Below are 13,682 nucleotides of genomic sequence, written 5' to 3'. Positions count from 1 at the left end.
CGGAAACATGAGGGGAGGGAGCAAGTCCTCTTCCACTGAAAAAACTGGCCGATGACATGGATTGTTACTCCCGTACATGAACTGATACCGGAGCCTCCAATCTACCCGATTAATCGTAATAAATCTATTAAATGCGTTTCGCAGGACGCCTTTGTTACATGAGCGGGCTTTTCACTGGATGCTCTGCCTCGCCACGTGGGTCGTGTGGATGCCCGTAATTTCTCGACATGGTGCGCTGCACAATATGCTCTGCGAGCGTGCTGAAGAGCGGCCGGCTGATCATGCGCGACACAAGACTTGCCACCAACGCACTGGACATCAGTCCAAGGACCATGGCGTAGCCGTCGACCATTTCCATCACGATGATCATGGCGGTGATGGGTGTCTGCGTCAGCGCAGCGAGAAAACCCGCCATGCCCAGCGCCATGAGAACCGTGACGTACTCCGGCGCCATCAGGTGGGCGACGTCGTGGCCCAGGCTCGCTCCCATCGCGAGCGCGGGTGAGAACAACCCACCTGGGGCGCCTGACCATACCGTTAGCCACGTGGCGATGAATTTCAGGAAGGTCCACAACAGGGGAATGCCGTTTTCCTCTCCACCGAGGAGTGCCCTGGTATGGTCATGACCACCGCCCGCAGTGGTGCCGTTGGTCAGAAGGCCGATCACGGCGACTGCCAGACCGCACACAGCCGCAAACCTCACCGGCCATTTCCGGCGACAGGCGCAAAAGCGGTCAGGAAGGCCTTTGAAGGATGCGAACAGAAGTCGGGCCAGCAGGCCACCCAAGAGCCCGCAACTCAGAGCCAGCAGCATCCCGGGCACAAAGACGCCCCAGCCCACCCGCTCGATCCGGATGCGTCCGAAATAGGAGAGGTTGCCGAACGCCGCTACACCCACCAGACCAGAAATGACAATTGCGCCCAGCATCAAGCCCGAAGAGCGTGTCTCCAGCTTGCGGGAGAGCTCCTCGATGGCAAATACCACACCACCCAGCGGTGTGTTGAATGCCGCCGCGATGCCTGCCGCACCTCCGGCCACGATGAGTTCCCGGGCCGTGATGCCTGAGCGAGGTGAGAGAAACCTGCGCGCCGAATACATCACCCCGGCCGCAATCTGCACCGAGGGGCCTTGCCTGCCCACGGAAAGGCCTGCTAAAAGAGCGCCCACCACGGCGAGCACTTTGGCCAGAGAGATCTTGAGTGATACCAGGGCAGAGCGCCCTTGAACATCAAAATTGGAGTCCAGTGCGGCCATCACCTGCGGTGGGCCCGATCCTCCGGCACCTGGCATCCAGCGTAATGCCCAGACAACGAGCGCCGTGAGGGCGGGTGTCCACAACAGCGGCCACCACCAGCCTTTGGCAGACATTGCGCCGAACAACTGCGACGCGGCATCCGCCAAAAGGGTGAATAAAACAACCGAGAGGCCCGCCAGCAAAGCGAAAACACCGATCACCAGCCGATCAATCCAGACCCGCGAATCGGTCATCTCATCGCGCACGCGGCGCAGGAAATCCGGTTCACCCTTCATGTAGTTGATTCTGGCACGGCACTTACTGGCACAATCAATAGTGTCGTGAATCAGAAGTTCGCGGGACAAATCCGCCGAGAATCAGCGCCATGCGTCGTCACAACTCCTCGCGATACCACTTGGTATCACTGCTGTTCGCTCCTAGCTTGACGCAGATTTCGACGAATTTTTTTTATCCACGAACTTCCAATCCACGACACTAGTCGTTTTCGTTTTTTCGCGCAGGAATTAAAGTCATGGCATCGGTCAATAAAGTCATTCTCGTCGGCAATCTTGGGCGCGACCCAGAGATGCGCAGCTTTCCCAGCGGCGATCAGGTGGCCAATGTGACGCTGGCCACCACAGACAAGTGGAAAGATAAAGCCAGCGGCGAACAGCGCGAGCACACTGAGTGGCACCGCCTGGTGTTTAACGGCCGTTTAGCTGAAATCGTCGGCCAGTATCTGCGCAAGGGCTCGCAGATCTATGTTGAAGGCAGCATTCGCACCCGCAAATGGCAAGATGCTCAGAGCGGCCAAGAGCGTTACAGCACTGAAGTGCGCGTAGACCAGATGCAGATGCTGGGCAGCCGCCAAGGTATGGGCGCTCCCGGTGGTGGTGGCGACGAAGGCAGCTACGGCGGCGGCGGTGGCGGCTATGGTGGTGGAGACAGTCAAGGCGGAGGTGATTCTTACGACGCACCTCGCCGCGCCGCACCACCCCCACGGCAAGCACCCGCACCTGCACCCCGGGCCCCAGCGCCTGCCGCGAAGCCTTCTTCTGGCTTTGACGACATGGATGACGACATTCCGTTCTAGACTCCACTTTTTTTGGATTCGTAAACAAAAGGCTCGTGGCGCTCATGCCACGGGCCTTTTTTCTTGCTTACAGTTTTTCTGAACGCGGCTAGGATTGTGCTTATCTAATACTTTTTAGAAACGACAACATGTCGCCGCGCTACAGGGTAAGGAATCTTGTCTGCGAGTCCGGGGAGCGACTCCCGCTCTTGCTTGACGGCCCTACCGGGGCACCCCTGTTCGAGCCGACCCTGTTCGTGCTGACTGAACTGCGCGCACTCAATCGGGCGTCCGCCACGTTGGCTCAGGCAACGCGGGTAGTCATGGTTGGCAAGCTGGTTTTGGACCACCTCGGCGTCGACCTTGACGCTCGCTTCGCCGAGGGAAGGATGCTGGAGCTTGGCCAAATTGAGGCGCTCTGCAAACTGTCCGCCCTAAGCCAAGAATCGCTCGATGGCCTGCCCCCACATCGTGACGAGACGTCGCCGCTCCCCGCGAAGGTCGCGTCGCTCGAGCGGGTGCGTATGCGGTCGAAAGGGCACGCTGCCCTGCCGACCGTCAACGCGGAGAACCGCAGGTCGTCGCGCTATGAAGCGCCATGGCATCCGACGCGCCGGACAATCCCAGGGTTAAAGCGCACTTGCCCGCGCCGAAAGTTCCTCGCACATGACCAACTCCGTTCCGAAGCTCGCTGTTGAAGTCGTCTGGTTCGACGACGACATGCTTGAACTCTCGCTGAGCGCCTGCAGCGCCAAATTTTCGGGCGAGACTTCGTTCTATGCCGCGCTTGACGAGCCGGCGAAGTTTGCGCAGCGAATCGAGGGATTCCCTCGTGCGGTGGATGACACAAGAGAATATGAATTCGGCGGCGATGGCCTGCACGGCTACGGTGGTGCGAAGGTGCGTCTGTCCTGCAAGGACGGCAGCGGACATCTGCTCGTGCATGTCACTGTCTACGAGGCTTCCAATGACCAATCTCGGCGTGCTACTCAGTGTGCGACCGTTGAATTCGGCTCGGTTCCGGCAGCCATCGATTCGTTCGTAGAGGGGCTTCGGCGCATGCAAGTGCAGGTCGGCGACGTGGCGGCGTTGCGCCATGCATGACCTGCCCCCCATGCGGAGCGCTGACCTTCAGGAGTCCGTGGCCGTCCCGCTACTACACAGGCAGAATCGTCAACAAGCGGTCGGAAACGACAGACTTGTTAACATTCCTAGGAGCGGCCAGCATAAATGATGCCTTCACTCACTCACATCGATTGAGAAGCTGACAGAAAAAAGTAGATATATCCGTTCTGAAGCCAGACCTCTTTCAAGGTTCCGCAATCAGGCCCTGAGTGTTCGTCACTTGGGGCTTTTTCCTTGGTGCCAGCGTTCCTGAAGGCAAGGGCTTTCTTCCTGCGTTTCAAAAGACGTGTTGGCTCGGAGCCTTGCCAGCGTTAGTCCGCCCTAATCCGCCTTCGGCAGTGACTCCCCGCGCACAAAGGCCACGACGATCGGCAGTATCGGAGCTAACCAGTCCAGGGGCCGGGCCAGGGCGGCGACTGTCGTCACGTGGCCAATGTTGTCAAAGATCCGCATATCCACCTCGGTACCCGCAGCCCGCAACCGGTTCGCCAGGCCGACGGTGTTGCGTTGCGCATCCACCACCGCATCGTTGCGCGCGGCCAGCAGCAGGGTGCGGGGGGCTTTGGCGTTGGCGTAGAAGATGGGCTGGGAACTAGCCGGAGTTTGCGGCCAGCCAAAAGCAACCTGTACCTCGGGGTCGCGAATCGGCAAAAAGTCGTATGGTCCGGCCAGCCCAATCCAGCCTGCAAGGCGATTGGGTGTCAAGCCTAAAGGCGCCAGCCAACGCCGGTCCAGCGCTAGCATGGAGGCGTTGTAAGCTCCGGCGGAATGGCCCATGACCATCACCCGTGCAGGGTCACCTCCCAGGCTGGCTGCATGCGAAAGGGTCCATTGCAGGGCCAACGCGCAATCGCTCAGAAAGCCGTCGTATTGCACGTGGGGACTCAGCCGGTAATCAGCCACCACAGCGATGATGCCGTTAGCTGCCAGGGCTTCGCCCACGAAACGATACTCCGCCCTCTCGCCGCTCGTCCAGTTACCACCGTATAAAAATAGCACCACCGGTGCATTGCCGGGCACCGTGCCGGTGTTTGGCTGGTACACATCCAGCAGATGCCGCGGATCGGGCCCGTAGGGCAAGCCCGTGGAGCCGTGGTAGGAGTCACGGGCCACTAGATGGTTCAGCACCTGAGCACCAGAACAGCCGGACAACAGGGTAGCGATGGCGGAACCGATGCCCATGAGGCCTAGGCGGCGGTTAACAGGTGTGGAAAGTTTAGAAAATATAGGCATGTAGTCCATACGCCATTAAACGGCTTTTGGATTCATATACGTACTTCAACTTGGTGCAACAGCGCTGCACAATAACCTTAAGCGTATGGGCGGTTAGGCGACGGCCTGCCAACGCCGCCGCCGCACCGCTCACAATAGTTCCCAATGATTATTCGCCAAAGTACGCTTACCCGTGATGAGCTCACGCGCCATCTTTCCAGCCCCGAACGCGCCACACAGTTCGAGCAATGCACCTTCGATGGAGAAGACCTTGCCTCGCTGGATTTGAGTGGTCTGCGGTTCACAGCCTGCAGTCTGGCGGGGACATCCCTCACCCGCGCTCGCTTGTCTGACACCAGGTGGGAGAGTTGCCGCCTTGGCAGAGCCGATTTCGCGCTGGCTGACTTGACCGGTGCCAGCTTTGACGCGTGCGACCTGCACATGACCACTTGGCTGCGCGCGAGGATGCCTTCGGTGACCTATACCGACTGCAAATTGGATGGCGCTTTCTTCCGCGAGGCGCAAACGCTCGGCCTGACCCTTCGGCAATGTCGCCTGGTCGGCGCCGATTTGCGAGGCGTATCGTTCCGTAAGCAGCGCTTGGAGGGCTTAGACCTGTCCGGTGCTGATCTTGCGGGGTGCGACTTCAGAGACTCCGTGTTTGAAGGCGGGAGCCTGACGGATGCGAACCTGAAAGCTGCCAAGTTCGATGGTGCCGATCTGCGCGAAGCCAGGCTCGGCAGCATTACCGTACAGGAGCTGGCGCTGGTGTTCAAGGGCGCCACGATCTCCAGCGACCAGGCGCAGCAACTCCTTAACGGCCTGGGTGTGCATGTCGTCTGAGGTGAAGTCCGCCTTGTTGGTCCCTACGTGCACCTGGTATCTCTGGTCGGTGAGGAGATTCAGTGGGCGTATGCTAAGTAGACTAGGGTCCAGCCGTGGGGCGCGGATGTGACCGCAATACCTTGCCATGAAGAGCAGCAAGAGTCTGGGCATGACGTAGTAGGTGAACAGCTACCCCGTGCAGCAGGCTCTGCTGCCGTGACCGAAGAGGAAGCCAATATGAGCAACGCCAACGCGAATCTGCGCGACATCCTCTCCCTCATGCGGGCAGGGCAATGGAATGCTGCGCACGATCGCGTCCAGCACCACGAAGGCCTGCTTGCCGCATGGCTGCATGGCTTGCTTCATCTGCAAGAGGGCGACCTTGAGGACGCGGAAAACTGGTACGACCGGGCAGGACTGCGTTTCCGGCAGCGCGGGACTCTGGAAGAAGAAATGAGCCGCTTGGAGGCTGCTTTGAGTCTCTGATTGTGGAGAGCCAGAGAAATGTGCTCGTTGCTGCTTTTTTGGTTTCTCTGATGACAACGGCTTGTGAACAACCGATTTCGAGCAAGAGGAGAGACTGCTTCAGTCCCTAAGGACTTCCCACTCCTAAGGTGCATTAGTTCGACAACGAGCCCGGTTGTCACTCAATCCATGTCTCCTCTCGGTTAGGGTTAGCGCCCTTGGTTGGCCTGAATTTTCTGTGGCAAGCGCGTCGTAGTGTTGATTTCAACGCTATCTTTCGACGGTCGCTTGTCTAGCAAAGGGTGAAGCAAAGCTCCCATTTGCAACAGGGAAAAATCCTGGCCGTGTTTGCCGACCAGTTGAACTCCCAATGGCAATCCAGTGTTTGAGTAATCCAATGGCAAGTGAAGTGCGGGCCAACCCAATAGCGTCCAGACGCGATTGAATGTGGACTGCCCCGTCGAAGACAGGCCTGCCGGGGCAGGGCCCTCTGCCGAAGGGGTCAGCACACAATCGTAGTCCTTCAGTTTGTCCTGCCACTTAAGCTTGAGTTCATCCGCAAGCGCAAGGGCCCGTTGGTGCTCTTCGTCACTGATCTCCCAGCCCTGCTTCAGAAGCGCCGCGAGAACCGGGCTGAACGCGCTGGGTGAAGCAGACCACTCTGGCAGCAGAGAGCGTGCCATTTCATACTTCATTACGATGCCATGCAACCGGCTTAGCGTTTGAAATTCGTGATCGTGACTCAAATCGCTCACGCTTGCTCCCGCCTGCTGTAGCGTGCGTGCAGCAGATTCAAAGACCTTCTTCGCTTCAGCCTGCAGTGGTCCCAAAGCCTCGCATCGCATGGCCGCAACGTACAGATTACGCGGTGCTAAAAATTTCGGGGCAGCCACCGAGCATCCTGGAACGATGACAGAGGCTGCCAGCGAGGCATCTTCCACGGTACGGGAAAAAAATCCGGGTGTGTCCAGCGTCGGGCTAAGTAACTTGATGCCCCCTGCGTTAACCCGCTTCAATGTCGGCTTGAACCCCACCACGCCACAATAGGCCGCAGGGCGGATGATGGACCCGCCTGTTTGTGTTCCCAAGGCCAGCGGCACGCTACCTGAAGCGACCGCTGCAGCGGAACCGCTTGACGATCCGCCTGGGGTATGGCCTGAGTTCCAAGGGTTTCGTGTGGGACCCGGGAACGCGTAAGCAAACTCCGCCGTCACGGTTTTACCAACGGGAATCGCACCCGCACGACGTAGCAGAGCCACGCAAACTGCATCGTAAGGTGCCTCGCTATGCCCATGCAAAGGGGTGCCACAACCCGTAGGCATACCCGTCACGTCAATAACATCTTTGACCCCAAAGGGCACGCCCGCCAATGGCAAATTCCCGGTGGGGAGGGTATGGGCAATAGCGGTCTTCGAAGCCGATGCCGTGCTCATGAAACTCCAGGCGTGTAAGCCTGGCTCAAGCTCGGCAATACGTGCCCTCGATTGCTGTGCAAATTCTCCAAATGGCGCTTGCCCGGAATTGACAAGTTGGCTGATGGTCCGCGCGTCAGGAAGACGAGTTGGCGCAGGCCGCAATAAATCATGCTTTGTTCCCATGCCGCGAGTTTCTTCCGTTAAGCGCGCTGCGGTATCAATAAATTGGATAACCGGCTTATCCGATTCATTGATTGCTCCCCGCAGTGGCCCCATGAACAATCAGCGACATGACTTCTCAAACCGCTCTCACCCGTCATACGGTGACCAGGGAATCCGATCAGTACAAAGTGCCATGTGTGCTCATGCGGGGAGGAACCTCGAAGGGACCTTTCTTTCTCGATCAAGACCTGCCGCCGCCAGGAACTGAGCGTGACCTGCTTCTACTTCGGGTCATGGGTGCACTCGAACCGCGCCGTATCGACGGTATCGGAGGCATCGATTCACTGACCAACAAGGTCGCGATCATTTCCCGCTCATCCCGGGAAGGGGTTGATGTCGATTACCTTTTTGGCCAGATCTGCGTACACAAAAACACCATCGACTACTCGGTGAACTGCGGCAACATGCTTTCAGCAGTGGGGCCCTTTGCTGTGGATTCAGGTCTGGTACACCCCGGGAAAGACATCACCCGGGTACGCATTTTCAACGTCAACACCGGCAAGCGCATCGATGAGCAGGTCGTGACACTGAACGGCAAAGCCTCCTATCAGGGTAATGCACGCATAGACGGCGTACACGGCTGCGCCGCCCCGGTACTCGTCGAGTTTCTGGACGTCGAGGGTTCAAAGACCGGAGCACTGCTGCCCACGGGGCGTGCTATCGATATGGTTGACGGCGTGCGCATCAGCTGTGTGGATGCAGCAGTACCCATGGCTATTGTGCTGGCGTCAGACCTCGGCATAAGCGGCCACGAGTCGGCAGAGGTGCTTAATGCAAATGCAGTCCTGTGCGCTCGTGTAGAGGAGCTGCGTTGCCAGGCCGGTGCGCTGATGGGCCTAGGCGATGTGTCAAAGCTCGAGATGCCAAAGTTGACACTGGTCGCTGCGCCGCGCCACGGCGGGGTCATCACCGGCAGGTATTTCATGCCTTACACGTGCCACACTTCCTTTGCGGTGACTGGTGCGGTTTGCTTGGGGGCGTCCTGCCTGATCCCAGGCACAGTCGCCAGTGATCTGTTGCGCGAAGTGGGTGGTCCGCCATCCGGCGGTGATCTGAGCATCGAACACCCTGCTGGCCTCATACACGTCAAGGTGAAGATGCGCAGCAGCAGCGCCGACCAACTGCACGTCGCGTCGGCTGCCCTTGTGAGAACCGCACGGCGATTGTTTGCTGGCGAGGTCTATCTGCCCGTCGAAGCGCTATCGGACCTTTCTTCAACTGAAACCTCATTGCCCACTTCTTCAAAGGACTTTCCATGCGCCGCCGAAACCTGCTGACTGCCGCGATTTCAGCGCTGTCCATCCAGTCAACCAGTTGGGCTCAGAGGGCCTATCCGAGCAAGGCGTTGCAACTGGTGGTGCCATTTCCCGCAGGCGGCGGCACGGACATTCTGGCGCGGCACTTGGCCAAACATTTGACAGACGCCTACTCGCAGCCGGTTGTGGTGGAAAACCGAGCCGGCGCTGGTGGTGCTATCGGCGCAGAAGCTGTAACGTTGGCAGCACCCGACGGCTACACCTTACTCATGACTACAGCTGGTGTATCGTCGATCAACCCAGGCTTGTATCCCAAACTGCGGTATGACGCGGAAAAGCAGCTGATCCACATCAGTCGGGTGGCATCTACTGTGTTTGCGCTCATCGTGAATCCGGCAGTGCCCGCCAAGTCCGTGAAGGAACTGGTCCAACTTGCGAAGGCGCAGCCCGGCAAGCTGTCTTATGGGTCAGCCGGTAACGGCGCCGCTGGTCATCTGCCGGCTGAGCTGTTCAACAAGATGGCGGGTGTGAACTTGATGCACGTGCCATACCGCGGCACCAGCCCGGCGATCAATGACCTGATGGGTGGGCAAATCCAAGTCATGTTCGCCATTCTTGGCGCCGCGTTGCCATTCATCCAGAGCGGCAAGGTGAGGGTGCTTGCGACCACAGGCCAGCAACGTTCAGCCGCTCTGCCTGATGTGCCGACCGTCGCAGAATCGGGAGTCCCGGGCTACGTAGCCGACGAGTGGTGGGGAGTTGCAGTTCCAACAGGTACACCCCCTGCCGTTGTCGCACGCCTCAATGAGTCCATTGTGAGCTATGTGAAGGATCCACAGATCAGCAAGAAAATGATCGCCGACGGATTTGAACCGAGCTATGACACTCCCACTGCGTTCGCCAAACTGGTAAGCAATGACAAAGCAAAATGGGGGAGGGTGATCACCGACGCAAACGTCAAACTGGATTAGCCAGCAGCACTAGTGTGAACACGCCTTAGAAACCGCCAATGCGTGCTTTGTCGGTCGACGCCACAAGATGTGCGCGCACACGTGAGACAGCGGGCGGCAGCACGCGAAGCGGGTCAAAGACGACGATCAGCTCCATCGTCATCCATGCATCGCTCAGCTCGACGATCTGTATCCCGCCGAGTGAATCATTTTTGAGCGCCACGATGGGAATCACTGCTACCCCAGTGCCGGCACGCACTAGTGCGAGTACGGCGGCAAAACTGGTAACCAGCGTAGAGATAGAGGGCGAAACAGGAGCAGCCTCAGTCCCCGGTGGCAACCATGCGAGTGCACTGTCTTGCGTGCGCCCAATGTGGGGATAAGCAAGACTTTCCTGGTAGGTGACTGAGCCACGTCCTGTCAATGGATGATCTGCCGGCACAGCAAGTACAAGTGGCGTGGCATGGTAGGGTGAGGATGCAAGAGATGACAGGGGTGCGCTGGCGGCACATATCCCAAGATCGGCACGTCCTTCGGCAACGGCTTCAATGACGTGTGCACTGGTTAGCTCTTCCAGCCGAAGATCGACCTGCGGGTACTGCGCCTTGAAGCTTTCCAGTTCACGCGCCAGCCCGGCAGCGATTCCCGAAGTGTTGGAGGCAATGTGAACAATACCCGCATCGCCTTTCACGTAGGCTTGTAAATCAACCTGAAGCTTGCCAAAAATAGGCATGACCTCATTGATGCGCTGCACTGCGGCGCTGCCGGCTGGCGTCAATCGCACACCCTGAGGCAAACGATCAAACAGTACTACACCAAGTTGTGCTTCGAGCTCCAGCAATCGTTTGCTGACAGCCGAGACAGTGAGGTTGGATTTTTCTGCCGCCTTACTGACACTTCCCGTCTCCGCGACAAACAGCAACATCTGTAGGGAGAGCAGGTCGAAGCGAGTCATCATTTCATTTTAGGTGCATCTTTCATTCTTTGGCCGACGTGACTCGTCATTGAGAGCGAGCGAATATTTTGGAGGTTTTGCATTCACCAGTTTGCATAAGATGACCGGTCATATTAGAATTTGCACCAGCGAATCCTCGCGACGGGTCTTCAGATCGATGTCCGTCAACTCAAAAAGGAACATCCATGGAAACTTTTAAAGGTGTGCGGGTCACTCAACAAGACGGCAAACTCACAGCCGCTGTCACGAACCTGAGCGACGCCGATCTCGACGCGGGCGACGTCACCATTGCCGTCGAATACTCCACCGTCAACTACAAGGACGGTTTGGCAATCACGGGCGCAGGCAACATCATCAAGCGCTTCCCCATGATCCCGGGCATTGACCTGGCGGGCGTGGTGACCGCATCGTCGAATCCGGCATTTCAGACGGGTGACCGAGTGACGCTCAATGGCTTTGAGGCCGGGGTGACTCATAACGGCGGCTACGCACAGCGTGCGCGGGTGCGAGGCGACTGGCTGGTCAAGCTGCCGCCAAACGTGTCGACGCGTCAGGCTGCGGCCATCGGAACCGCTGGCTATGCTGCGATGCTGTGCGTGCTGGCCCTGGAACGCGGGGGTGTTCAGGGGGGTGATGTTGTTGTCACCGGAGCATCAGGTGGCGTGGGTTCGGTAGCTATCGCGCTGCTGGCCAAGGCTGGGTACCGCGTGGTGGCCTCTACCGGGCGCGCTTCAGAAGAACCGTATTTACGTTCACTTGGGGCAGCAGAAATCATTGACCGTGCGACGCTTTCTTCCCCTGCGCAACGCCCGATAGGCGCCGAGCGTTGGGCAGGCGGTGTGGACACGGTCGGCAGTCACACGTTGGTCAACGTGCTGGCACAAACTCGCTACGGGGGCACGGTAGCCGCGGTAGGCCTCGCGCAGGGGCTGGACCTTCCGGCCAGCATGGTGCCTTTCATTATGCGTTCCGTCACCCTGGCCGGTGTCGACACCGTCAATGCGCCTATGAAACTGCGCGAGCAAGCGTGGTCAAGGCTGGCCACGGACCTTGACCCTGCTTTGCTGGAAAGCATGACTACGGTCATAGGCTTGGCTGATGCGCCGGGGCTGGCAGCGCAAGTGCTGAAAGGCGGTGTTCGAGGACGCACGCTTGTGGACGTCAATGCCTGATCTCTACAAGAGTTGCACAAAGCCAAAACAAATGAGAAAGCACCACATGACATCCCGTGCCCGCGTGTTTGCGGCGTTCACTTTCGCAATAGCTGCATTGCTGGGGACCGGCGCCCGCGCACAATCATCGGCTGTACTGCCATCTGGCGCAGTCACAGTAGAGGTCGTCTCCCCGAAGATTCGAAAAGTCACCTTTGCTAATCCACCCGCCAATCTCATAGGCCCCGCCACGGTTTCGAGACTGAGAGACGTAGTGAAGGAGCTCGGTGATGACGACTCGGTGCAGGTCGTGATCTTTGCCAGCGCCACGCCGAAATTCTTCTTTAACCACTTCGATCTGCGCCAAGCGAGCCAGTTTCCCATGGTGCCAGGCGATGACACCACTCCGGCTTGGGTGGATCTGGTGCTGCGTCTGTCGAGGGCGCCATTCGTCAGCATCGCCCAGATCCGCGGGCGCACCCGCGGAGGCGGCAATGAGCTGGCGCTGGCGATGGATCTGCGCTATGCCAGCAGGGAACAAGCCCTATTTTCGCAACCCGAAGTTGGCACCGGTATCGTGCCCGGTGGTGGTGGCTCCGAGCGACTGCCGCGCCTTATCGGCCGGGATCGAGCGCTCGAAGCGATCCTGGGCAGCCAGGATTACGATGCCGATACCGCCGAGCGTTACGGATGGGTCACGCGCACGGTGGCAGATGCAGAGCTTGATCGCGTGGTCGATGCCATGGCGGCCCGGCTGGCATCCTTCGACAGGCCGGCGCTAATGGCTGCCAAGGCTCAAGTCAACCGTGCCACCTTGCCGCCAGACGCAGACCTGCGCGCGGCGTACGCCGAGTACAGCCGTTCCCTTGCGAACCCGGGCTTCCCATCGCGTATGACGCAACTTGGACGCGCCATCGGCGAGAAGGGGTTGGATGTGGAGCTGCGTCTGGGCGATTACCTTGGAGCTATCAAGCCAACCCCATAACCAGGGCAGCGGCGCTCGCCGCTGCGTGTTGCATACCCCTCTACTGAAGTCAAAGGAGTTTCCATGGAGATCAAAGATTCGGTCGTATTCATTACAGGTGCCAACAGGGGACTTGGCGCGACTTTCGCCAGACTGGCGCTTGCCCGGGGCGCACGCAAGGTCTACGCTGCGGCGCGTGACCCGCAAAGCGTCCGGGTTGAAGGGGTTGTCCCGGTTCGTCTGGACGTAACGGACCCGGCTCAGGTCGCCGCTGCTGCGGCGCTCGCGTCCGATGTCACTCTTGTCATCAACAATGCCGCCATCTCGCTGCCAGGCGGAATTGCCACGGCGGCCAACACCCCCATCCTTAAACAGCAGTTCGATACCAATGTGTTTGGAATGCTCGCCGTGGCGCAAGCCTTCGCTCCGGTGTTGAAGCACAACGGAGGAGGCGCGCTCTTGAACATGTTGTCGGCCTTGAGCTGGATGAACGCGCCAGCGCTCAGCGCTTACTGCGTGGCCAAGGCTGCAGCGTGGGGCGTGACGAACGCATTGCGCAGCGAACTCCATGGGCAGGGTACGCTGGTGATCGGTCTACATGCCGGGTTCATCGACACCGACATGGCAAAGGGCTTTGGCGGCCCTAAAGTGACACCAGATGAGGTGGTGGGCCAGGGTTTTGATGCCGTGGAGGCTGGGCAGGAGGAGGTGCTGGCAGATGAGCCTGCGCGGCAGGTCAAGGCTGGCCTTTCGTCGGGCGTTTACCTGCGCGCGGCGGCGTTGGGGGTATAACGCCGCCACTGACAGGTGCACAATCGGCGTTCGCATTTCCTTT

General features: G+C 59.0%; 13 protein-coding genes. 9 read left to right on the top strand and 4 right to left on the bottom strand.

Going from position 1 to position 13,682, the window contains the following annotated elements; translation table 11 throughout:
• Positions 1 to 154 precede the first annotated feature (154 nt).
• A complete protein-coding gene (locus tag G518_RS36305) occupies positions 155 to 1,531 on the bottom strand; it encodes a chloride channel protein (RefSeq protein WP_084652106.1) in 1,377 nt (458 codons plus the stop codon).
• A gap of 236 nt (positions 1,532 to 1,767) precedes the next feature.
• On the opposite strand from G518_RS36305, the gene ssb reads away from it, so the two are divergent.
• Together ssb and G518_RS0121695 are read left to right on the top strand one after the other, a co-directional pair.
• The gene (gene ssb, locus G518_RS0121705; protein ID WP_028604336.1) at positions 1,768 to 2,328 is read left to right on the top strand and encodes a single-stranded DNA-binding protein; all 561 of its coding nucleotides are present in this window, start codon (positions 1,768 to 1,770) and stop codon (positions 2,326 to 2,328) included.
• A gap of 645 nt (positions 2,329 to 2,973) precedes the next feature.
• Complete coding sequence (locus G518_RS0121695; RefSeq protein ID WP_028604334.1) at positions 2,974 to 3,411, top strand: hypothetical protein; 438 nt, start codon at positions 2,974 to 2,976, stop codon at positions 3,409 to 3,411.
• A 342-nt stretch (positions 3,412 to 3,753) separates the two neighbouring features.
• Here G518_RS0121695 and G518_RS0121690 read toward each other — a convergent pair whose 3' ends face one another.
• Positions 3,754 to 4,665 (bottom strand): alpha/beta hydrolase, encoded by a 912-nt coding sequence (locus G518_RS0121690; RefSeq protein ID WP_245598074.1) that lies wholly within the window; start codon positions 4,663 to 4,665, stop codon positions 3,754 to 3,756.
• A 144-nt stretch (positions 4,666 to 4,809) separates the two neighbouring features.
• Between G518_RS0121690 and G518_RS0121685 the strand changes: the two genes are divergently transcribed.
• On the top strand, positions 4,810 to 5,487 hold the full coding sequence (locus G518_RS0121685; protein ID WP_028604332.1) for a pentapeptide repeat-containing protein: 678 nt from the start codon (positions 4,810 to 4,812) through the stop codon (positions 5,485 to 5,487).
• Positions 5,488 to 5,706: 219 nt separating this feature from the next.
• Positions 5,707 to 5,955 (top strand): hypothetical protein, encoded by a 249-nt coding sequence (locus tag G518_RS0121680; RefSeq protein ID WP_028604331.1) that lies wholly within the window; start codon positions 5,707 to 5,709, stop codon positions 5,953 to 5,955.
• A 188-nt stretch (positions 5,956 to 6,143) separates the two neighbouring features.
• Here the strand turns inward: G518_RS0121680 and G518_RS36300 are convergent, their stop codons facing one another.
• On the bottom strand, positions 6,144 to 7,532 hold the full coding sequence (locus G518_RS36300; protein WP_169457987.1) for an amidase: 1,389 nt from the start codon (positions 7,530 to 7,532) through the stop codon (positions 6,144 to 6,146).
• A 107-nt stretch (positions 7,533 to 7,639) separates the two neighbouring features.
• Here G518_RS36300 and G518_RS0121670 point away from each other — a divergent pair, with 107 nt between their 5' ends.
• Complete coding sequence (locus G518_RS0121670) at positions 7,640 to 8,848, top strand: 4-oxalomesaconate tautomerase (RefSeq protein ID WP_051237225.1); 1,209 nt, start codon at positions 7,640 to 7,642, stop codon at positions 8,846 to 8,848.
• On the top strand, positions 8,827 to 9,798 hold the full coding sequence (locus G518_RS0121665) for a Bug family tripartite tricarboxylate transporter substrate binding protein (RefSeq protein WP_028604329.1): 972 nt from the start codon (positions 8,827 to 8,829) through the stop codon (positions 9,796 to 9,798). Before G518_RS0121670 ends, G518_RS0121665 begins: the two co-directional genes overlap by 22 nt.
• 25 nt (positions 9,799 to 9,823) lie before the next feature.
• Here the strand turns inward: G518_RS0121665 and G518_RS0121660 are convergent, their stop codons facing one another.
• Positions 9,824 to 10,732: a LysR family transcriptional regulator gene (locus G518_RS0121660; RefSeq protein ID WP_169457986.1), complete on the bottom strand. Its 909-nt coding sequence runs from the start codon at positions 10,730 to 10,732 to the stop codon at positions 9,824 to 9,826.
• Between the two features lie 185 nt (positions 10,733 to 10,917).
• Between G518_RS0121660 and acuI the strand changes: the two genes are divergently transcribed.
• The 3 genes from acuI (at position 10,918) to G518_RS0121645 (ending at position 13,639) form a co-directional block, all read left to right on the top strand.
• Positions 10,918 to 11,904, top strand: coding sequence for an acrylyl-CoA reductase (NADPH) (gene acuI / locus G518_RS0121655; protein WP_028604327.1), 987 nt, complete (start codon positions 10,918 to 10,920; stop codon positions 11,902 to 11,904).
• Positions 11,905 to 11,950: 46 nt separating this feature from the next.
• Positions 11,951 to 12,868 (top strand): enoyl-CoA hydratase/isomerase family protein, encoded by a 918-nt coding sequence (locus G518_RS36295; RefSeq protein WP_084652098.1) that lies wholly within the window; start codon positions 11,951 to 11,953, stop codon positions 12,866 to 12,868.
• Positions 12,869 to 12,931: 63 nt separating this feature from the next.
• Positions 12,932 to 13,639, top strand: a complete 708-nt coding sequence (locus G518_RS0121645) for an SDR family oxidoreductase (protein WP_028604326.1) — start codon at positions 12,932 to 12,934, stop codon at positions 13,637 to 13,639.
• Positions 13,640 to 13,682: the final 43 nt, after the last annotated feature.

Source organism: Ottowia thiooxydans DSM 14619 (assembly GCF_000422885.1).
Lineage (GTDB): Bacteria > Pseudomonadota > Gammaproteobacteria > Burkholderiales > Burkholderiaceae_C > Ottowia > Ottowia thiooxydans.
Note: the sequence above shows the minus strand (reverse complement) of the source record. Positions and strands in the feature narration are given on the sequence as shown.